Origin of the sequence: Streptomyces sp. ISL-100, from assembly GCF_018614615.1 — a bacterium.
Taxonomy (GTDB): domain Bacteria; phylum Actinomycetota; class Actinomycetes; order Streptomycetales; family Streptomycetaceae; genus Streptomyces.
Window position 1 is genome coordinate 1 of record NZ_JAGGOK010000010.1, and the last position, 20,608, is coordinate 20,608.

Annotated in this window: 19 protein-coding genes; 11 read left to right on the plus strand and 8 right to left on the minus strand. The window is 69.1% G+C overall.

Features of this window, described 5'->3' with window-relative positions; genetic code table 11:
* Window positions 1–1,105: 1,105 nt before the first annotated feature.
* Together J7E89_RS05445 and J7E89_RS05450 are read left to right on the plus strand one after the other, a co-directional pair.
* A complete protein-coding gene (locus J7E89_RS05445) occupies window positions 1,106–2,998 on the plus strand; it encodes a glycoside hydrolase family 3 protein (RefSeq protein ID WP_214968978.1) in 1,893 nt (630 codons plus the stop codon).
* A gap of 217 nt (window positions 2,999–3,215) precedes the next feature.
* Window positions 3,216–3,797: a hypothetical protein gene (locus J7E89_RS05450; RefSeq protein WP_214969468.1), complete on the plus strand. Its 582-nt coding sequence runs from the start codon at window positions 3,216–3,218 to the stop codon at window positions 3,795–3,797.
* A gap of 33 nt (window positions 3,798–3,830) precedes the next feature.
* Here J7E89_RS05450 and J7E89_RS05455 read toward each other — a convergent pair whose 3' ends face one another.
* The 4 genes from J7E89_RS05455 to J7E89_RS05470 form a co-directional block, all read right to left on the minus strand.
* Window positions 3,831–5,261, minus strand: a complete 1,431-nt coding sequence (locus tag J7E89_RS05455) for a S28 family serine protease (protein ID WP_214968981.1) — start codon at window positions 5,259–5,261, stop codon at window positions 3,831–3,833.
* A 67-nt stretch (window positions 5,262–5,328) separates the two neighbouring features.
* The gene (locus J7E89_RS05460; RefSeq protein ID WP_251060142.1) at window positions 5,329–5,700 is read right to left on the minus strand and encodes a hypothetical protein; all 372 of its coding nucleotides are present in this window, start codon (window positions 5,698–5,700) and stop codon (window positions 5,329–5,331) included.
* 202 nt (window positions 5,701–5,902) lie between these two features.
* Entirely contained in the window at window positions 5,903–6,277 is a 375-nt protein-coding gene (locus J7E89_RS05465) for a hypothetical protein (protein ID WP_214968985.1), read from the minus strand.
* A gap of 70 nt (window positions 6,278–6,347) precedes the next feature.
* Window positions 6,348–10,088, minus strand: coding sequence for an ABC transporter ATP-binding protein (locus tag J7E89_RS05470; RefSeq protein WP_214968987.1), 3,741 nt, complete (start codon window positions 10,086–10,088; stop codon window positions 6,348–6,350).
* 173 nt (window positions 10,089–10,261) lie between these two features.
* Between J7E89_RS05470 and J7E89_RS05475 the strand changes: the two genes are divergently transcribed.
* On the plus strand, window positions 10,262–10,645 hold the full coding sequence (locus tag J7E89_RS05475; protein WP_214968989.1) for a type II toxin-antitoxin system RelE/ParE family toxin: 384 nt from the start codon (window positions 10,262–10,264) through the stop codon (window positions 10,643–10,645).
* On the plus strand, window positions 10,645–10,986 hold the full coding sequence (locus J7E89_RS05480; RefSeq protein ID WP_214968991.1) for a helix-turn-helix domain-containing protein: 342 nt from the start codon (window positions 10,645–10,647) through the stop codon (window positions 10,984–10,986). The genes J7E89_RS05475 and J7E89_RS05480 overlap by 1 nt, the downstream gene beginning before the upstream one ends.
* Window positions 10,987–10,999: 13 nt before the next feature.
* On the opposite strand, the gene J7E89_RS05485 is transcribed toward J7E89_RS05480, so the two are convergent.
* On the minus strand, window positions 11,000–11,917 hold the full coding sequence (locus J7E89_RS05485; RefSeq protein WP_214968994.1) for a serine hydrolase: 918 nt from the start codon (window positions 11,915–11,917) through the stop codon (window positions 11,000–11,002).
* A 21-nt stretch (window positions 11,918–11,938) separates the two neighbouring features.
* On the opposite strand from J7E89_RS05485, the gene J7E89_RS05490 reads away from it, so the two are divergent.
* The 5 genes from J7E89_RS05490 (at window position 11,939) to J7E89_RS05510 (ending at window position 15,612) form a co-directional block, all read left to right on the plus strand.
* Window positions 11,939–12,196 carry a hypothetical protein gene (locus J7E89_RS05490; RefSeq protein WP_214968996.1) on the plus strand — a complete coding sequence of 86 codons (258 nt, stop codon included), beginning with the start codon at window positions 11,939–11,941 and terminating at the stop codon, window positions 12,194–12,196.
* Between the two features lie 373 nt (window positions 12,197–12,569).
* Window positions 12,570–12,932, plus strand: coding sequence for a hypothetical protein (locus tag J7E89_RS05495; protein WP_214968998.1), 363 nt, complete (start codon window positions 12,570–12,572; stop codon window positions 12,930–12,932).
* An 87-nt stretch (window positions 12,933–13,019) separates the two neighbouring features.
* Window positions 13,020–14,303, plus strand: coding sequence for a hypothetical protein (locus tag J7E89_RS05500; protein ID WP_214969000.1), 1,284 nt, complete (start codon window positions 13,020–13,022; stop codon window positions 14,301–14,303).
* 47 nt (window positions 14,304–14,350) lie between these two features.
* A complete protein-coding gene (locus J7E89_RS05505; protein WP_251060143.1) occupies window positions 14,351–14,887 on the plus strand; it encodes a hypothetical protein in 537 nt (178 codons plus the stop codon).
* On the plus strand, window positions 14,884–15,612 hold the full coding sequence (locus tag J7E89_RS05510; RefSeq protein WP_214969005.1) for an ATP-binding cassette domain-containing protein: 729 nt from the start codon (window positions 14,884–14,886) through the stop codon (window positions 15,610–15,612). The genes J7E89_RS05505 and J7E89_RS05510 overlap by 4 nt, the downstream gene beginning before the upstream one ends.
* A 309-nt stretch (window positions 15,613–15,921) precedes the next feature.
* On the opposite strand, the gene J7E89_RS05515 is transcribed toward J7E89_RS05510, so the two are convergent.
* On the minus strand, window positions 15,922–16,683 hold the full coding sequence (locus J7E89_RS05515) for a GntR family transcriptional regulator (RefSeq protein ID WP_214969007.1): 762 nt from the start codon (window positions 16,681–16,683) through the stop codon (window positions 15,922–15,924).
* Window positions 16,684–16,853: 170 nt separating this feature from the next.
* On the opposite strand from J7E89_RS05515, the gene J7E89_RS05520 reads away from it, so the two are divergent.
* Complete coding sequence (locus J7E89_RS05520) at window positions 16,854–17,318, plus strand: ATP-binding protein (protein ID WP_214969009.1); 465 nt, start codon at window positions 16,854–16,856, stop codon at window positions 17,316–17,318.
* 121 nt (window positions 17,319–17,439) lie between these two features.
* Window positions 17,440–17,745, plus strand: coding sequence for a hypothetical protein (locus J7E89_RS05525; protein WP_214969011.1), 306 nt, complete (start codon window positions 17,440–17,442; stop codon window positions 17,743–17,745).
* Window positions 17,746–17,767: 22 nt separating this feature from the next.
* Here the strand turns inward: J7E89_RS05525 and J7E89_RS05530 are convergent, their stop codons facing one another.
* Both J7E89_RS05530 and speB read right to left on the minus strand, forming a co-directional pair.
* The gene (locus J7E89_RS05530) at window positions 17,768–19,450 is read right to left on the minus strand and encodes a thiamine pyrophosphate-binding protein (protein WP_214969013.1); all 1,683 of its coding nucleotides are present in this window, start codon (window positions 19,448–19,450) and stop codon (window positions 17,768–17,770) included.
* Between the two features lie 124 nt (window positions 19,451–19,574).
* A complete protein-coding gene (gene speB, locus J7E89_RS05535; protein ID WP_214969015.1) occupies window positions 19,575–20,570 on the minus strand; it encodes an agmatinase in 996 nt (331 codons plus the stop codon).
* Between the last annotated feature and the right edge of the window lie 38 nt (window positions 20,571–20,608).

Sequence of the window (20,608 nt, forward strand, 5' to 3'; positions counted from 1 at the left end):
CTACCCACACCCTGACTCGGGTGACTCGGGTGACTCGGGTGACTCGGGCGGCTCGGAGGGCGGCTCGTGTGATCCATTTGCTGGGCTCCGCAGTCGCATTCGGTGCCTCACCACCCATCCACATCAGCAACGGGCTTGAGGCCCAACCGACCACCGGCCGGGGCGGACGCCGAACCCCCCGAGTCCCCCCATTGAACTTTCGCGCCCCACGCACGCGGTCATGAGTCCGCAGGTCGACCGGACGGACCAGCCCGCCGTCGGCGTGGGTGCTCGTGTACGTCGGAATGGGGATGACGCACCAGCGGCCGTCCCCGCACCCGCCGAGCCTGGGGCCGCACCGCCCCCTAGACGTGGTGCGCCCGACCCACACACCCGTCGGACGGCAGCGGCACACCAGCCACTTCCCGAGCCTTCCCCGTGGGCTCCCCCCGGGGGGCCGCCCCCCAGAAGCATTGCGGCGGAGGTCCGGCGGTCAAGGGTTAAGCGCAGCGCAATCGCCGCAGGCGACGCGACGCAGGAGCGCTCTTGAGGGGCGGACCTCCGCCGCCACCCTCCGAAAAGGCGGCCCCCACACCAGAAGCAAACAACGCCCCAGGCCACCCGAAGCCTGCCCCGCTCCTTCAGCCGAAGCGGGGGCGCTGCCCGGCGGTGCTCCTGGACGGCGGGGTGGGGTGGGGTGGGTTGTCCCAACCAATCCGCACCCCAAACCGGAAACCCAAAACCCAAAACCCAAACCCCATATACCCATCCGCCCCACCCATACCCATCCGCACCATTTCCGCTAAATCTCCGTAGCGGCGGGAACCTGCGGCGAACCGGCGCCGTCCAACCGGGCGTACTGCCGGTGAGTCTCCGCACAGCGGTGTCGGCACTCGCTGCTGGCTGCGATCGCCGACTCCCCTCTCCAGCCGCCTGCGGCCGGCAGCACAGCCGTCACTGGTGCGCCCCCCTCCGAATGCGCCAGTGGCGGCTCCCCTTTGCGGGGGGTCCTCGCTCCTATGTGCTGCCGCACCCTTGACCTGGCAGTTAGTTTCCGGATATCCGTGACTCCTTGGAAGTTTCCTTCAACTCCCTTGTCGAGTACGGCCGTCCGTAAGGAGCTCACGTGCACCACGACCGCACCTCCAGACGCACCCTGCTCACCGCGACCGCCGCCGCAGTGGCCGCGACCGCCATCAGCTCCACTCCCGCCGCTGCCTCGGACACGGCCGCAGCCGCATCCACAGCCGGAACCACAGCCGGAACCACGGCCACAACCACAGGCGACGAGTCCGTCAGGGGCGCCGGGCGGGAACGGCTCAAGCGCCTCATCTCCCGGATGAGCCTCGAAGAGAAGGTCGGCCAGCTCTTCGTGATGCGGGCGTACGGGCACTCCGCGACCGCACCCGACCAGGTCGACATCGATCTGAATCTCAAGGAGATGGGGGTCAGGACCGCCGCCGAACTGGTGGCGAAGTACCACGTCGGCGGCATCATCTACTTCGCCTGGGCGCACAACACCCGCGACCCTCACCAGATCGCCGACCTGTCGAACGGCATTCAGCGCGCCGGGCTCGCCCAGGAAACCCCCGTCCCCCTCCTCATCTCCACCGACCAGGAGCACGGCATCATCGCCCGCGTCGGCAAGCCCGCGACCCTCGTGCCGGGCGCGATGGCGCTCGGGGCCGGCGGGTCGCGTTCCGACGCGCGCAAGGCGGCGCAGATCGCGGGCGCCGAGCTCGCGGCCATGGGCATCGTGCAGAACTACGCGCCCGTCGCGGACGTCAACGTCAACCCTGCCAACCCCGTCATCGGCGTACGGTCCTTCGGGTCCGACCCGCAGGCCGTCGCCGGAATGGTCGCCGCGCAGGTCAGGGGCTATCAGGGCGCCGGAATCGCCGCCACCTCCAAGCACTTCCCGGGGCACGGCGACACCAAGGACGACAGCCACTACTCCCTCCCTACGATCCATCACACCGCCGAGCAGTGGGAGGAGCTGGACGCGCCGCCGTTCCGGGCCGCCATCGCCGCCGGCATCGACTCGATCATGACCGCGCATATCGTCGTACCGGCTCTCGATCCGGCCAAGGACCCGGCGACGCTCTCCAAGCCGATCCTGACCGGTGTTCTGCGCGAGCGCCTCGGCTACGACGGGGTCGTCGTGACCGACTCCCTCGCCATGGCGGGCGTACGCCAGAAGTACGGCGACGACCGGGTGCCCGTCCTCGCGCTCCTCGCCGGGTGCGACCAGTTGCTGAACCCTCCGGACCTGCCCGTCGCCTGGAACGCCGTCCTCAAGGCCGTGCGGGACGGGGAATTGAGCATGGCGCGGGTCGAGGAATCGATCCTGCGGATTCTGCTGCTCAAGGCCAAGCTCGGGCTGTTCCGCGACCCCTACGTCTCGCACAAGGACGTCGACAGGACCGTCGGCGCGCGGGCCCACGTCGACGCCGCCGACCGGATCGCCGAGGGGACCACCACCCTGCTCGCCAATGACAGCGGGCTGCTGCCGCTCAGCCGTCGTACGCACCGCAATGTGCTGGTGGTCGGTGCCGATCCCGCGTCCCCCACCGCGACCACCGGGCCGCCCACCACCGTCATCGCCAAAGCCCTGACCGAACTCGGCTTCACCGCCACGGCCCTGTCCACCGGGATCACCCCGACCCAGGCGAAGATCAAGGAAGCGGTGGCCGCGGCCAAGGGCAAGGACGTGGTCGTGGTGGGGACGTACAACGTCTCCGCCACCAGTCCCCAGCGCACGCTCGTCCGCGAGCTCTCCGCGACCGGGGTGCCCGTCGTCGCCCTCGCCATCCGCAATCCGTACGACATCGCCCAGCTCGTCGGGACGGGGTTCGGCGCGAGCGTCGCCGCGTACTCCTGGACCGATGTGGAACTGCGAGCGGCTGTGCGGGTCATCGCCGGCCATAGCGAGCCCGGAGGGAAGCTGCCCGTTCCGATACAGCGCGCGGACGATCCGGCGAAGGTGCTGTATCCAGTGGGCCACGGACTGACGTATTAGCGGACGCGGACGTACGTATCAGGCGTACGCCGCCGTACGCCGGACCACCGCCGCACCACCCCCAAGTGGCCCAAAGCCCCCCCGCGCGCCTGGCGTGCGCCCGCTCCGGCGGGTCACGCTGGGTGGACGTACCGGGGGGTTCTGCATGCGTCGACTTCGCACGGATCGGTTCAGGGGGGTGGCGTGCGCGCCGCTGCTGCTGCTCGTCATCGCCGGGATGGTGGTCGGTTCGGCATTGACCGGCTGTCAGAAGTCGCCATCCGGTCAGGAGGACCTGTCCGACAACAGTCTCGCCGACACGGTCATACCATCGGGTTACGGAGCCACTTTCCTCGGCATCGGCGAGTGCGGCTCGCGCGGGCCCGACTTCCGTGAGGTGTCCTGCGCGAGCGAGAAGGCTGCTGCCCGGGTGCTCGCCCGGCACGTGGGGCCCCATGCCGACGGGCCGGCCTGCCCACCCCTTACGGACTTCGTGCTGCACATCTCGGAGAGCCGGCCCTCGTTCGATGAAGACGGCGACGGGGCCGTCCCGCGCGGGTTCGCGTGCATGCGCAATCTCGAGGAGCCGCATCCGGGCGATCCGGGGAATGGCGGCGGGCCGCGGACCGTCGTCGGGGACTGCGTCTACACGGCGCGCAAGGGGCAGGTGAGGGAGACGCCGTGCGACGGGTCGGGCGAGATGGCCCCGCAGTTCAAAGTGGAGGCCGCCGTGCAGCGGCGCGCGCAGTGCCCGCCGGCGACGGCGTTGTACGTCCAGTTGGGCGGGGAGAAAGCGGTGGGCTGCGCCCGCCGGGTGTGAAACCACGGCGGACGCAGCCGTTCGAGCGTTGCGTTACGGGCGCAGCGTCTGCCGCTGCTCCACGTCGCGCTTGTCCAGCTTCGCGTCGTACCGTGCCAGCGGCTTGGCCTTCGCCGGGTCCGCCTGGACGGCGGCCGGGGCCACGCCCGCCCATTCGAGGATCGCGGCGGTCGCCTTCGCCTTCTCGGCGGGGGCGAGGCCCGCGACGTTGGCGCCGTGGTTGGCGCCGGGTGCGGTGTAGACGTACGAGTCGCGCGCGCCCTTGCCGAGGCGGAAGGGTTCGGCGCTCCACGGGTCGTTCTGGCCGTTCACGAACAGCATCCGTGTGGCGTTGTGCCGCACCCAGCTGTCCACGTCCCGCATCGCGCGCGGGTTGAACTTCATCGGGATGTCGCGCGGCACGTAGACACGCGGCTGGAAGAAGTCCGGGCCGTACTTCATGAGGCCGTCGAGGTGCGGGTACTTGATCTGCGGCGCGCCCAGCTGGGTGCCCGCCTGGTAGTAGTACGGCGTGTACGTCGCCAGGCTGTCGTCGCTGTAGGCGGCGAACCCGGAGATCGCGTCGACGTAGTCGTAGATGACCTGGTCGGAGGAGTCCGCGGCGGGCACGTCCGCGCAGTCGCTCTCCTTGCTGTACTGCCAGAAGGCCCACACGAAGTCGAGGACCGTGGACTCGTACGCCTTGTCCAGGCTGCCGACGGTGTTGAAGGTGGCGTTGTTGGCGTCCGCCCACTCCTTGACCTTGGCGCTCAGCGGGCCGCGCCGCTCAAGTGCCTCGCGCTGTACGGCGTTGAGCGCGTCACGGCACTCCTTGGTGCCGACGCCCTGGAAGAAGCGGTCGTACGCCGCGTCCTCCTTGTTCACCACGTCGTTGGGGGCGACGTACGCGACGACGCCGTCCATGTCGCGCGGGTAGAAGCGCTCGTAGTACGTCGCCGTCATGCCGCCCTTGGAGCCGCCGGTCGAGATCCACTTCTTGGAGTAGATCTTCTTCAGGTCGGTGAAGATGCGGTGCTGGTCGCTCGCGGCCTGCTTGATGTCCAGCTTCGACCAGTCGGCGGGCGCGGGGCGGGACGGAGTGAAGAAGCGGTACTCCATCGAGACCTGGTTGCCGTCGACAATCGTCGTCGGCTCACTGCGGCGAGGGGTCGTCGAGACGTTGTAGCCGCTGGTGAAGAAGACCGTCGGGCGGTTGGTGTCCTTGTGCAGCAGGGTGATGCGCTGCTTGAAGGTGCCCTTGGACGGGTTCCGGTGGTCGACCGGCTGGGTGTAGTTCAGTACGAAATAGCGATAGCCGGTGTACGGCTTCTCCTCGACCAGGCTCATGCCCGGTATCGCGAGTATTCGCTCCTTGATGTCCTGCTCCGGCTCTGCGGTGGTGACCGCCCCGGCCGGTGCGCTGCCAAGTCCGATGGTGCCTATGAGCACCGCGAACGACAGCAGCATGCTGCGCGCCTTGCGCATTCGCCCTCCCCTGTTCAGTCACAGACGACGGGGCGAACCTAGCCGGGCAACTCCCGTACCACCAGCCTCAGCAGAGAATCCAGCCGGTAGATGCCGTCCGCGCACCTACCGAACCATGCGCCCGTACACAGCGGTTGAGGGCGTAGACCGTCACCGGTCCGGCGCGGTGGGTGAAGCGTCCGCTGTCCCTGGCGGTGCGGCTGCCGCGCGCCTGGATGGTGACCGTCATGGTCTGCCGTACGCCGGGGCGCTTGGAGACGGTGATGGCGCAGGCGTAGCGGCGGCTCTTGTAGATGCGCAGTTCTCCGGTGGCGAAGCTGACCGTCTTCACTTTCCGGCCGGAACAGGCGGATCCGGCAGAGGCCGCCTCGGCGCTCCCGGTGCCGGGGCTCGCGAGAGTCAGTCCCGCCGCCGCGATCACGATGGCAAGTCCGTACATCAGGTGTTTTCTCATCGCCCCACTTGCCGCAGCGAACACACGTGTCCCCTTCCCCCACATGAGCGTACGTGCGTACGGACGCTTGGGAAACACGGCGCGGTTGCGGGACTTCCGCACGAAGGTTCGGGACAACCGATTCCTGTTGCCTGTCTGGAGGTCAGGTTCGACCTTCCGACGCGGAATACCTCCGGGATCAGGAGTCTCAGCCGAGGCTGAGGACCAGCACCAGGAACATCGCCTCCATGGCGAGTTGGGTCCACAGGGCCGCCCGGCGGACCCGCTCGGCACGCGCCGTGCGCGACGGTACGAACAGGGTGACGCAGCACGCCACGAACGCCGCGACGAGCGCCGCCACGAACGCCCAGCCGGAGGGCGAAGCTCCGCACGCGTCGCCGCCGTACATGAGGCAGCGCCCGCCCTGTTCGGTGGAGACGGAAACCAGCCACGCCACCACGGTGCCGGGTATCAGCAGCACGGCCGCGAAGACGGAGGCGAGGCGCAGGCGGACGGCGGTTCGGGACGCGGGTGGGGGCGTGTTGACGTCGCGCATCCAGCCGGCGTGGTCGACCTTGTTCATGCCCTGATCAAAGCGGAGCCGGCCCCGCTGAGGGACCGGCTCCGCTACTCATCTTCCCCGCTGAACGTACTCAGACGGCCGCCGGCTCGTCCTCGCCCACGAAGGTGCGCCACAGGCGGGCGTACGTCCCCTCCAGGGCCAGCAGTTCGTCGTGCGTGCCGTCCTCGACGACCCGGCCGTGGTCCATGACCACCACCCGGTCCGCGCGCGCCGCCGTCGTCAGGCGGTGGGCGACGACCAGGGTGGTACGGCGGCCGGTGAGACGGTCCGTCGCCTGGTTGACCTGGGCCTCGGTCGCCAGGTCCAGGGCGGCGGTCGCCTCGTCGAGCAGCAGGATGTCGGGGTCGACGAGTTCGGCGCGGGCGAGCGCGATGAGCTGGCGCTGGCCGGCGGAGAGGTTGCGGCCGCGCTCGGCGACCTCGTGCAGGTAGCCGCCATCGAGCGTGGCGATCATGTCGTGCGCGCCGACCGCGCGGGCCGCCGCCTCGACCTCGGCGTCGGTGGCGTCGTGCCGGCCGTAGGCGATGGCGTCGCGGACCGTGCCCGCGAAGAGGTACGCCTCCTGCGGCACGACGCCGAGGCGGTGCCGGTACGCCGTGATGTCGAGGTCGCGCAGGTCGGTGCCGTCGGCGGTGATCCGCCCGGAGGTCGGATCGTAGAAGCGGGCGACGAGCTTGACGACCGTGGACTTGCCCGCGCCGGTCTCGCCGACGAACGCGACGGTCTGGCCTGCCGGGATCCGCAGATCGATGCCGCTGAGCGCCTCCTCTTCATCGCCGTCACCGCCGTACTGGAACCGCACGTCCTTGAACGCGATCTCGCCGCGCAGCGACGGGACTTCCCTGGGCCGGTCGGCCGCGGCGGTCGAGGTGGGCTCCTGGAGGAGTTCCTGGATGCGCCGCAGGGAGACCGTGGCCTGCTGGTATCCGTCGAAGACCTGGGAGAGCTGCTGTACGGGCGCGAAGAACAGGTCGATGTAGAGGAGGTACGCGACGAGTGCGCCGGTGGTGAGTGTGCCCGCGTCCACCCGCCCGGCGCCCACGATCAGCACCGCGGCGGCGGCGACGGACGACAGCAGCTGCACGAACGGGAAGTAGATGGAGATCAGCCACTGGCCGCGCACGCGCGCCTGCCGGTAGCTGTCGCTGCGCTTGGCGAACCGCTCGGCTCCCGTGCGCTCGCGCCGGAACGCCTGGACGATGCGCAGCCCGGACACGGACTCCTGGAGGTCGGCGTTGACGAGACCGACGCGGTCGCGCGCCAGCTCGTACGCCTTGACGCTCGATTTGCGGAAGAAGTACGTACCGATGATCAGCACCGGCAGCGTCGCGAAGACGACCAGGGCCAGCTGCACGTCGATGACGAGGAGCGCGATCATGATGCCGAAGAAGGTGACGACGGAGACGAAGGCGGTGACGAGGCCGGTCTGGAGGAACGTCGACAGGGCGTCGACGTCCGTCGTCATGCGGGTCATGATGCGGCCGGTCAGCTCGCGCTCGTAGTAGTCGAGGCCGAGGCGCTGGAGCTGGGCGAAGATCTTGAGGCGGAGCGCGTAGAGCACGCGCTCACCGGTCCGGCCGGTCATCCGGATCTCGGCGGTCTGCGCGATCCACTGCACGACGACGGACAGCAGCGCGAGCCCGGCCGCCGCCCAGACCGCGCCGAGCGCGAGCTTGGTGACGCCGTCGTCGATGCCGTGCCGGATCATGACCGGCAGGAGCAGCCCCATGCCGGCGTCCACGGCGACGAGCGCGAGGCTGACCAGCAGCGGCAGCCCGAAGCCGCGCAGGAGGCGGCGCAGGCCGTACGACTCCTCGGGCTGGACGGCGCGCATCTCGTCGACGGCGGGTACGTCGTTGGCGGGCGGCAGCGCCTCGACCTGGGCGAGCAGCTCGGGCGTGGCCGGCATCCCCGGCGCGTGGTCGGTGGCCGCGCGGTCGTCGGGCGAGGTCTCGTCCCGTACCCACAGCTCGGGCGTGATGCCGCGCTCGGCGTCGAATTCGGCGTCCAGCTCGGCCTGCACGGACCGGTCTTCGGCCGGATCCGGCGCTTTGGTGAGGATGTGCCCGGGCGATACGCCGCCGAGCTCGTCGGGGTCGGTGAGGAGCCGCCGGTAGAGCGCCGAGCGCTCCTGGAGCTCCTCGTGCGTACCGATGTCGGACAGGCGGCCGCCGTCGATCACGGCGATGCGATCGGCGAGGTTCAGGGTGGAGCGGCGGTGGGCTATGAGCAGCGTCGTACGCCCGGCCATGACGGACTTCAGCGCCTCGTGGATCTCGTGCTCGACGCGGGCGTCCACGGCGGACGTGGCGTCGTCGAGGAGGAGCAGGCGGGGGTCGGTGAGTATGGCGCGGGCGAGGGCGATGCGCTGGCGCTGGCCGCCGGAGAGGGTGAGGCCGTGTTCGCCGACGGTGGTGTCGTAGCCGTTCGGCAGCTCGGATATGAAGCGGTCGGCCTGGGCGGCGCGGGCGGCGGTCAGGATCTGCTCTTCGGTCGCGTCCGGCAGGCCGTACGCGATGTTGGCGCGGACGGTGTCGGAGAACAGGAAGCTGTCCTCCGGTACGAGCCCGATGGCGGCCCGCAGCGAGTCGAGGGTGAGCTCGCGGACGTCGTGCCCGCCGACGAGTACGGCGCCGTGGGACACGTCGTAGAAGCGCGGCAGGAGCAGCGACACGGTGGACTTGCCGCTGCCGGAGGAGCCGACGACGGCGACGGTTTCGCCGGACCGGATTTCGAGAGAGAAGCCGTCGAGGACGGGCCGGTCGTCGTCGTAGCCGAACGACACGTCGTCGAACTCGACGGTGGCCGGAGCGTCGGCGGGAAGCTCTTTGGTCCCGTCCTCGATGGACGGCTCGGTGTCGATCAGCTCCAGGACGCGCTCGACACCGGCGCGGGCCTGCTGTCCGACGGTGAGGACCATGGCGAGCATGCGGACGGGACCGACGAGCTGGGCGAGGTAGGTGGAGAAGGCCACGAACGTACCGAGGGTGATCTCGCCGCGCGTCGCGAGCCAGCCGCCGAGTGCGAGCATCGCGACCTGGCCGACGGCGGGCACGGACTGGAGGGCGGGGGTGTAGCGGGAATTCAGCCGTACGGTCCGCATGCGCCCGGCGAAGAGCCGCCGGCTGACCTCGCGCAGCTTGCCGGTCTCCTGGTCCTCCTGGCCGAAGCCCTTCACGACGCGTACACCGGAGACGGCCCCGTCGACGACGCCGGCGACGGCGGCGGCCTGGCCCTGGGCGTACCAGGTGGCCGGGAAGAGCCGGGTGCGGCTGCGCTTGGCGATGAACCACAGGGCGGGGGCGACGGCGAGGGCGACGAGGGTGAGGAGCGGCGAGAGCCACGCCATGATCCCGAGCGAGATGAAGAACAGCAGGAAGTTCCCGATGGTCATCGGGAGCATGAAGAGGAGGCCCTGGATGAGCTGGAGGTCGCTGGTGGCGCGGCCGACGACCTGACCGGTGGAGAGCTCGTCCTGGCGGCGTCCGTCGAGGCGGGTGATGGTCCCGTACATCTCGGTGCGGAGGTCGTGCTGGACGTCGAGGGCGAGGCGGCCGCCGTAGTAGCGGCGGATGTAGGTGAGGCCGTAGACGACGACGGCGGCGACTATGAGGAGCCCGGTCCATACGGCGAGGGAGCGCGTCTTGGCCCCGATGACGTCGTCAATCACCACCTTGGTGATCAGCGGGACGAGCGCCATGACGGCCATGCCGCCGAGCGACGATACGAGTGCGAGCACGACATTGCGCCGGTACCTCCAGGCATAGCCCGCCAGCCGCCGTGCCCACCCTTGATCTGCCGCCGACGCCACGCTGATGCCTCCCGATCGTCCTGCCCTACCGGAAGTCACCAACGCGGTGAGGTGCGGATTTCATCCCGCCGCTGCGAATACGGGTCTCTGGTCCTAGGACCCCGTCACTCGTTCGGCGGACTTCCTGACTGTTTCCTCGAGTCATACACTGGAGTATCTATACATTCGGCTGCATGGAAGATCCTTTTGTGGTCGAGATCGAGCCGGAGGTCCGGCTGTGGCTCATGAACCTGTCCGATTCGGACTATCTCGTAGTCGAGCACGTGACCAATCGACTCTTGAACCACCCGACGACTCTCGGTGAGCCATACTCGCGTTACTTGGGCGATGGGGTCCGGGAGCTGCGCTTCGATCTGGGCAACAACCGCGACGCCATACGGATCCCGTACTGGCTCGCACCAGGGCGGAGGGTGGTACTCCTGACGGTCTTCCGCAAGACACGGCCGCGCGAAGACGCCGAGGTCGCGCGTGCCAAGCGGGCCAGGACAATCTGCGCAGCCGAGCACGAGTCCGCGCACGAGGAATTCACGCGTGCCGTCAAGAGAGGAGAAGTGTGATGGTGAGTCACGCTCATTGGAAGCTCGCCAGGGACCGGAAGGTCGCCCAGGGCATCTCGGAAGATCCAGAGGTGACCAAACGGCGCGAAGAGATCAGCCTCGCATTCGATCTCGGTCAGGCGGTGTACGACCGGCGTACCGAGCTGGGGATCTCGCAGACCGAGCTCGCGCAGCGCGCCGGCATGACGCAGCCGCAGATCTCCAAGCTGGAGCTGGGCGGCACCATGCCGACGCTGCCGCTGCTCGCGCGGCTGGCGCGGGCAATGGAGGCCTCGCTGAGCGTGGAGCTCGACGGTGACACGTCCGTCGTCGCCTTCCACGCACGTACCACCGCCGCCTGACGGAACCGGTCCGTCAGGACTTCGGCACCGCCGGGATCGCCTCGCGGGGCGTCTGAGTCGGGGCGTACAGGGTCGATGGGGAGGCCGTCGGGTTGAGGGCCTTGTGGATCGCGCGGGACACGGCCTGGATGGTGTTCACGCCGTCGTTCATGGTGGCGTTGTCGTGGGTGAGCACCGTGATCGCGTAGTCGTGGCCGTTGCCGGTGAACGCGCCGATGGAGTGGACCCGCCAGCCGTGCGTGGAGCGGGGCAGCCAGCCGTTCTTGACCTGGATCTTGGCGGTGGACGGGGCGCCGGCCGGAGTGCCCCAGCGCTGGGAGGAGATGACCTTGCCCATCAGACCGAGGGTGTACTTCCGCGAATTGTCGCTCAGGACGGTGTTCTTCGCGGTGAGCAGCGCGAGCAGCTTCTGCTCGTCGCGGGCGGTGATCTGGGTCAGGCCCCAGTAGCCGCCGGTGCCCGGCACGGTCTGGGTCATCCCGGCGGCGGCCAGGAAACCCTTGATCTTCGTCATGCCGAGCTGCCGCCACAGCGTGCTGGTGGCGTTGTTGTCCGACTTCGTGATCATGTCGGTGGCGAGCGTGGCCTCGCGGGACGTCAGGTAGCGGTTGGTCTTCTTCGCGTCCCACAGCAGCGTGGCGAGAACGGTCACCTTGACCACGCTCGCCGAGTCGTACTTCTGCGTGGCGCGCAGGGTGCAGTTGGTCTTGGTGGTGCGGTCGTACAGCGAGATCGCGGTCGTGGACTTCCGCCCCTTGAGCGCCTCGGTGATGCCCGTGGTCAGCTTGGCCGCGAGCCCGGTCTTCGCCGAGGTGCAGACCACCGTCGGCGCGGTGGCGGCAGCGGCGGGCGCCGCGGCGGCGAGCGGCGCGAGCACGCCCCCGGCCAGTGCTGCGGCGATCGCGGCGCGCGTTATTCGGCTGTGCGTCATGGTGTGGTCTTCCGTCCCCTCGTGCGTCTGGTGAAGAAGACACTTCGGGGGCCGAAAGGTTGTACGGGCTTCAGCTCGAAGCCCACGGCAGCCGCGCTTAACCGGGCCGTCCGTGCACAACGCCGCATCCGTCAGCTCGAAGAGCGCGTCGCTGCGGGTGCAGGGCAGTCGTGGAACTCGATCCGGAAGCGGGAGAGCACCGACAAGGTGTCGACGGTGATGGTCGCTGAGTGGGTCGGCTTCAACGTGATCGACACCGAACGGCTCGACTGGGCGTGACAGTTGCGGCGCAGCTTTCGGCCAGCCAGGTCTTCAACGGCTGGCGGGGATTCCAGGAGGCCAGGGAGAACAGCACGGACACCGAGGAGTTGCCGGTGCGGCGTTCGATGAGGCCCTGAAGCAGCCGGATCAGCAGCACGCTCTTGCCCCCGCCGGCTCGCCAAGGATCACCGGACGCCGGGTGGGCATCCGGTCGGTGAACACTTCTCGAGCCGAAGAACCGACGTTGACGCGCCCACGCCAACAACGTACGCTCCGCCCTCGCTGATGATCACTCAGCGCATTTCCCCTGCTCAACCATGCAAAAGAGAAGGTGTGTTCCGCATGCAGAAGTCACGCATAGCCATTGTTGGCGGCATGGTTCAGTACGTTGGTGCTGACGCTGGCGCCGTCCGCGTTCGCCAACTGGAGCAGCAATCTAGATGGTGTGATGTCGGGCTTCGAGTCCCGCAGATGGGACGACCAGCAGTACACGGAGATCCGCTTCACGGGATGCGACCAGGGCTACGCAACGAGCGTGGACGTCAACCTGTGGGAGGACGTCGCCTTGAACTACGACAACTACAAGGGAGACCACACCTTCACCAAGTGTTTCGATAACAGCACTTCCGTCAGCGCGGGAACGTTCAGCGGCCTTCCGGTCAACAACTACTACTTCAAGATCGGCACCATCGGCGGGTCCAACCAGCTGTGGGTCCGGGACGTTGACGTCGACACCACTCTGGCTGACAGCTGATAGCTGACAACTGACGTGCGGCGGCGGGGACTCCCATGGGGGCCACGCCGCCGTGTGATCTGGCACCGCTCCCCAGGAGACCGTCCCTTGAGCCTTCTCGCACGATTGCGCGCCAGCAGCGCGTTCTGGTTCGCCCCCTTCGCGATAGCCCTCACCCTGCTCAGTTACTTCTTCGGCAGCTCCGGCCCTCGCCCTGGCCACCTTGGCTACGCGCCCACCCTCGTCGCCAACGCGCTGGGGCCTCTGTACACCTTCGCCTACGCCACGGTGGCGGCCTTGGCGGTGTGGGAGAGTGGGCGGCTGGCCAAGAGCAAGATCTGGGAGATGGCGCCAACCCGTTCCCGTTATCACATCGCCGCGCAGGCGCTTCTTCCCGCACTCCTGCTCGCCTGGCTGATGCTGGTGCTGCCCGTGACCATGGCGCTGGTTGAGACCGGCACTCTTCCCACGCTCGGCAGCGCGTATCCCCTGCTGATGGCGATGACCGTCTGTGTAGCCCATGCCGCCATCGGATTCGGAATCGGCCGCCATGCGCCACACATGATCGCTGCGCCGGTGGCCGCCGTGCTCACCTTCATCGTGGTCGGGTCGACCGTCACCACCGGAGAATGGTGGAAGCGCCATGTCTCCGGCCAGTACCCCGAGATTCCCATGTTCGGCGAAGTGGCCGGCCCCGCCACGCTGATGCCGCACATCCTCTTTACCGGCAGCATCGCCGGCGCCGTGGCCCTTCTGTGGCTGCCGGTGCGCGTCCTGCTGTTGCGCGTGGCGCTCGCCGGCGCCCTGGCCTTCGCCGGGACGACGGGTGCCCAGCACATGGTTCAGGGCTGGGGTCCGACCCCTCCATTGCTGACCGGATACGGCACGCTGACGTGCGTGGGCCACGCGCCGAAGGTATGCATGGCGGAGGGCACGGCCGACAACATCGACTCCGTGCACCGGTACGCCGAATCCGTACTCAAGGACTACCGGGCGGTCGGGGTGCCGAACCCGGAGCTGATCACCGATACATCTGCGGATGGGAGACATCCCCGCCCCTCCACGTCAAAGGTCTGGAGAGCCGCACTGTCCGTGGGTGGGCGACACGGAAACGTACGGTTCCAGGTGATGCGCTCCGCACTGCACTACTCGTGCAGGCATCCCGATCCGGTCACGGCGCGGTCCCTCGGACTGTGGACTGCCGAGGTGACCGGCGAGGAAGCCGCCTACCGCGATCGCATGCAGCAGGAACAGCAGCCGAGCAGCCTGACCCCCGCGGAGCAGTCCCAGATCCGCGAAGGGGTCGACAAGATCAAGCGCGCGTCCGCCCAGCAGCAGGGCGCTTGGTTCGAACAGAGTCTGAACCGCGCATGCAGTAAGGGCGCCGAGTGATGTGGTGGTTTCGAGCCCGACGGGCTCACAGTGTCCTCCCCGTGGGCATGGCGGCCTTCCTTGTCTTCCTCCTGCTGATCCAGGACAAGGCCAGCGCACTGCCGAGCTTCGGATCCAGTGGTTCTGTGACCGTCCGGCTGGCCGTCTTCGTCCCGATCCCGCTGGTGGCGGCCCTGATGATGAGTCTCGAATCGCGCATGAAGGCGCCGGAGATCAGCGGGATCCGCCGGGTCGCACTGCGGGACACGGCACTCGTCGTCGCCGTCGTCGCCGCGGCCGTATCGGCGAGCTTCGCACTGGGAGCACTGACCGGTTCGCAGGTGGCTCAGGCAGCGGGACGCAATGTCGCCTTCCTGACCGGTCTGATGCTGCTGGGCCGCGCTCTGTTCCGCCAGTCGGGTGCGCTGCTTCCCACGGCTTGGCTGATGACCGTGGTGCTGGTCGGCTTCCGTACCTCCAACGACCCCTACCCCTGGACCATCGTCCCCGAGCCCGTGGGCGCCCCGCACGCCGCAGCCGGCGCCGTCCTGATGCTCATCGTCGGCATCCTCGCCCAGCTCCGTACTTCAAGGAAGTTCGCATGACTCTCGAACTGACCTCCTGCACCTATGCCTACCGGCGCTGGAGCTCGCCCATCCTGAAGGAGTTCAGCTACCGGCTTCCCTCCGGCCTGACGATTCTGCTGGGGCCCAACGGAGCCGGAAAGTCGACGCTGCTGAAGCTGGCCGCCTCTGTCACCCGCCCCCGCTCCGGCACCGTCACTCTCGACGGCCTGGACTCCCAGACCAATGCCTACCGCCGCGCCGTCGCGTGGATGCCGCAGGACATCACACCCATGCCCTCCCTGACGGCCCGCTCGTACGTCGCCTATGTCGGCTGGCTCAAGGGCATGAACCGCCGCGACGCCTGGGACCAGGCGGCACGCGCGCTCGACCGGGTCGAGCTCATGGACAAGGCCGACGTAAAGAGCAGTCAGCTCTCGGGCGGTCAGCTACGCCGTGTGGGCGTGGCGGCGGCCCTGGTGCACGACGCCCGGGTGCTCCTCCTCGATGAGCCCACGGCGGGTATGGACCCCCGTCAGAGGCGGGTCTTCAGGAATGTCCTGAACGGCCTCACCGATGAGGTGTCCGTGCTGATGTCCACCCATGACGTCGCCGACCTGGCCGAGGAAGCCGACCATGTCACCGTGCTCGACGGGGGGCGCATCCTGCTCTCAGGCGCCACGAGCACGTTCCTGGCCCACGCCCCCGCCGACGCCGTCCCGGCACGCGCGGCGGAAGCTGCGTACACCAGCCTGCTGGGCGGCTGAGTCGGCCCGTTCGCGCCACAAAGCCGGGAGGACGCCGAAGGCGGAGCCCGCCTCCGGCACGCCCCTGGCGGCCTTCGCCCCCAAACCGCAGCTGACACACCCGCCACTGAGCAGGGTCGGGGACTGGCGCGGTGGCTGACGCTCCGTTTCCAGTCCCCGACCCTACTCAGCTGCCGTCGACGTCGGTCGAGCTCCGTGCCGGTGGCGTTGTCGGACTCATGCGTCGAAGCAGCCGTCGGCCGACCACCGCCGGCGTTTGGTGCGTCGGTGCGTCGGTGCGTCGGTGCGTCGGTGCGAACATCCGCAGGGTCACGCGTCGAAGTCGTACTCCAGGATGTACGCCGACGCGTCCAGGACCATCTCGTTCACCTCGACCACGCGGCCTCGCTCGGCGAAGGCCGTGCGACAGATGAGGACGACCGGGGTGCCGAGCGCCAGGCCGAGCCGGTCGGACTCCTCCGCACTCGGCATGCGTGAGCGGATTTCCTCGCGGAAACGGACCGGCTTGGAGCCGACCTCGTCGAGGCGGGCGTAGATGCCGCCGGGGCCGGTGTCCGCCTGGGTAATCGTCGTTCCCGCGACAAGTTCGGCGTCGAGGTAGGAGGTGGCCAGGAGGACCGGCCTGCCGTCGAGGACGAACCTACGGCGGCGGACGCACACGGGCGCACCCTCCGGGATACCGAGGACACGCGCGATCCCGTCCGGCGCTGCCTCCTCCGTCACCGAGATCAGGTCGACCACCAGGTCCCGGCCCTCGGTATCGGCCGCCCAGACGGACTGCCCCATTCCCCACAACGTCGATGAGAGCCGCTGCACGCCCCGGCGCCGGATGGGCCTGAACTCCCGTACGAAGACACCCGAACCCTTACGTGCTTCGACCAGGCCCTCCGACTGGAGGACGCCGAGTGCCTGCCTCGCGGTCATCCGCGCGACGGCGTACGTGGCCATGAGGTCGTTCTCTCCGGGCAGACGGTCTCCCGGACCGTACTCCCCCGCCTCGATCGCCGCCTTCAGTTCGGCGACGATGCGCTGGTACTTGGGCTGTCGTCGGTCGGCGCCCTGGCTACCCATGGAGAGTCCCCTCTGATCATCCCTAGACATCCTAAGCAGCTGTCTCCAGCCACGAGCCGCCACCCCATGGGCACACGCGACCAATCACGAACATCTCTAGAGATGCCTTGACCCGCATCCGCTCGCCGCGCTTCACTCGCAACATCTCTAGAGAGGCCTGGAGGACGGCCATGTCGATCACGAATACCGTCGAAGTCGGGTGGCGACTGCCACACAGCCCTCGCAGTGCGGGGCGTGCACGCGCGCTGTTGCGTCGTCAGCTCTCCACATGGAAAATCCGCGGCGAAGTAGCCGACACCGCCGAGCTGTTGCTCTCGGAGCTGGTCACGAACTCGCTCCAGCACGCCCGCATTCCGCGCGGTCGCCAGATCGGTGTGCGGCTCGCGCGCTACGACGGAATGCTCCGTGTCGAGGTCGCGGACGCCAACCACCGCCGTCCCGAGCCCCGCTCGGCCGAGGCGGGGGCCGTCGACGAGCACGGCCGGGGCCTCGCCATCGTCGCCGCCCTGGCGGAACGCTGGGGCTGCTGCCCGCGTCGTAACGGCATCGGCAAGTCGGTCTGGGCCGAGCTCAAGGTCCAGGGCCCTGGCGACTGCGGTGGGCACGAAAGTTCCCCGGGTAGACGTTCGGGGTAGGCGGTGTCCGCGGTCGCCGGGCAAGGCCGGCGAGGAGGAGGGGAAGACATGGCGGGTGGGCAGCCGAGCGTCGCTTATCTCTGCGGGCAGTTGTGGGCGGACCCTGCACGCGTTGCGGGCTGTGAGCGGCCACAGGAGCAATCTGAAGCTGGCGGAAGCGGCCTACTTCGACAGGGCGCAGCAGAACCCCGAGGAGCAGCTGACCTATCGACTGGCGAAAGCGGCCGCTCACGTCAGTGAGGCACGCGGGCGCGGCGGGAAGTACGCAAAGGCGGCCGACGACTTCTTCCGGGCGATCGTGGACTTCATACCGGCCGACGGCCGGTACCCCGCCACGCTCCCCTCTGCACAGCATGGCGACTTCATCAGGGGCTTCCACAACCGGCTGGGCGAGTACGAGGCTACGCACAGGCCACTGATGAAGTGACCTGGCGTGACCCCGTGCAGGCTCAGAGATGCGTCGGTTCGAACATCCGCAGGAGGGCGGGGAGGACGACCACCGTGGGCCCGGGCGTCGCGAAGGCTTTCGCCAGGTCCTCGCCGATCGCCTCCGGCGACGTACGCACAGCCGGTACGCCGAAGGCTTCGGCCAGGGCGATGAAGTCCGGCCGTGCGAGTTCCGTGCCGGTGGCCTCGTCGAAGGCGTCGGTCATGTATTCGCGGAGGATGCCGTAGCCGCCGTCGTCCACGATGAGCCAGGTGACCGGGAGGTTGTGCTGGCGGGCGGTGGCGAGTTCCGCGATGGAGTACATCGCGCCGCCGTCGCCGGAGACCGCGAGTACGGGACGGGTACGGTCCGCCGCCGCCGCGCCGAGCGCCGCCGGGAAGCCGTAGCCGAGGCCGCCCGCGCCCTGCGCCGAGTGCATGGTGTTGGGGTGGCGGGGGTCGAACGCCGACCAGGCCCAGTACGCCAGGATCGTCATGTCCCAGAAGCTGGGGGACGTGGCGGGGAGTGCTTCCCGGATTGAGGCGAGCAGCTGCTGTTCGAGGGGGAGGTCTTGGGCTGCGATGCGGGCGCGGACCTTCGACAGCACCGTCGCCACTCGCTCCCGTGCCTGCTCGTCCTCGCGGTCCTCCGCCGTCTCCAGCAGCGCCGAGAGCGCCAGGCGGGCGTCCGCGTGGATGCCGAGTGCCGGGTGGTTGGACTCCAGTTTGCCGAGGTCGGCGTCGATCTGGATGATCCGGCCGCGCGGGGCGAACGTGAAGTAGTTGGAGGAAAGTTCGCCCAGGCCGCTGCCGACGACCAGGAGTACGTCCGCGTCCTCCAGGAAGTCCGTCGTGTGGCGGTCCTCCAGCCAGGACTGGAGCGAGAGCGGGTGTTCCCACGGGAACGCGCCCTTCCCGCCGAACGTCGTGACGACCGGTGCGTTCAGCTTCTTCGCGAGGGCGAGCAGCTTGCCGGACGCGTCGGAGCGTACGACACCGCCACCGGCGATGATCGCCGGACGGGCGGCCGTCGACAGCAAGTGGGCTGCCACGGCCGTCAGTTCGGGGCGCGGGGGCAGTTCGTGTGGGGTCGCGTCCATGGCTGTGACGGGGGGAAGAGTCGTCTCCGCCAGGAGTACGTCCTGGGGGATCTCGATCCATACCGGGCCGTGCGGGGCCGTCAGGGCCGATTCCCACGCCTCGGCGATCGCGGACGGGATCTGCGACGCCGTGCGGACCGTGTGGACCGACTTCACGATGTCGCGGAACGACGCCTTCTGGTCGCGCAGTTCGTGCAGGTAGCCGTGTCGGCCGCCGCCCAGCCCCGCCGACGGGATCTGGCTGCTGATCGCGAGTACGGGCGCCGACGCCGCTGCCGCCTCCTGGAGCGCGGCGAGCGAGGTGAGGGCCCCCGGCCCGGTGGACAGGAGCAGCGGGGCCGCTTCGCCTGTGATCCGGCCGTACGCGTCGGCGGCGAAGCCCGCGTTGTTCTCGACGCGCAGGCCGATGTACGAGAGGGAGGACCGTCGCAGGGCGTCGAACATGCCCAGCGCGTGCTGGCCCGGGAGGCCGAAGACGGTGGTCGCGCCGAGGCCGGTCAGGGTCTCGACGACGAGGTCGCCGCCGTTGCGGCCGGCCGGCGGGTTCAGGGCCGCCTCGGTCTGCGCGGCGGTGGGCCGCAGGACCAGGTCGTGGTCGTGGGTCATGCGTACATCCCTTCCGGGCCGGGCCTCCCGGCCCGGTGCCGACGTTCCGGTCGCGTGCCGCGGCCGGCCCCGCCGTACGCGCGTGTGCGCGGCGGGCGGGCCGGTGCCGGCTCCGGCGGTGAGATTACTTCGCGCTCTGCTCCGCGCCCTGGGCGCGGTTGGCGGCGATCTGCCGGGACATGATCGTCGTCAGCTCGTACGCCGTGTGGGAGGCGGCGACGGAGGTGATCTCGGCGTGGTCGTACGCCGGCGCCACCTCGACGACGTCCGCCGAGACCAGGTTGCAGGAGGACAGGCCGCGCAGGATCTCCAGCAGCTCGCGGGAGGTCATGCCGCCCGCCTCCGGCGTGCCGGTGCCGGGCGCGTGGGCCGGGTCGAGGCAGTCGATGTCGATGGAGATGTAAAGCGGGCGGTCGCCGATGCGCTGGCGGAGCTGGTCGGCGACCTCGTCGGCGCCGCGCCGGTAGACGTCGGACGAGGTGACGATGCCGAAGCCCATCTTCTCGTCGTCGGTCAGGTCCTGCTTGCCGTACAGCGGACCGCGCGTACCGACGTGGGACAGCGCCTCGGTGTCGAGGATGCCCTCCTCGACGGCCCGGCGGAACGGCGTGCCGTGGGTGTACTCCGCGCCGAAGTACGTGTCCCACGTGTCCAGGTGCGCGTCGAAGTGGAGCAGGGCCACCGGGCCGTGCTTCTTCGCGACGGAGCGCAGGAGGGGAAGGGCGATGGTGTGGTCGCCGCCGAGCGTCATCATGCGGGCGCCGGTGCCGAGGAGGTCGTCGGCCGCGGCCTCGATCGTCTCGACGGCCTCGTTGATGTTGAACGGGTTCGCGGCGATGTCACCGGCGTCGGCAACCTGCGCGAGCGCGAAGGGCGACGCGTCCTGCGCCGGGTTGTACGGGCGCAGGAGACGCGACGCCTCCCGGATGGCGTTGCCGCCGAAGCGGGCGCCGGGGCGGTAGGAGACCCCGGAGTCGAAAGGCACGCCGACGATGGCGACATCGGCGGTGCCGACCTCGTCGAGGCGGGGCAGCCGCGCGAACGTCGCCGGGCCCGCGTACCGCGGGATGCGGGAGGAGTCGACGGGGCCGCGGAACTGCTGTTCGCTGCTGCTGCTCATGTGAATTGCCTTCTTTCGTACGCTTCGTTGCATTATCT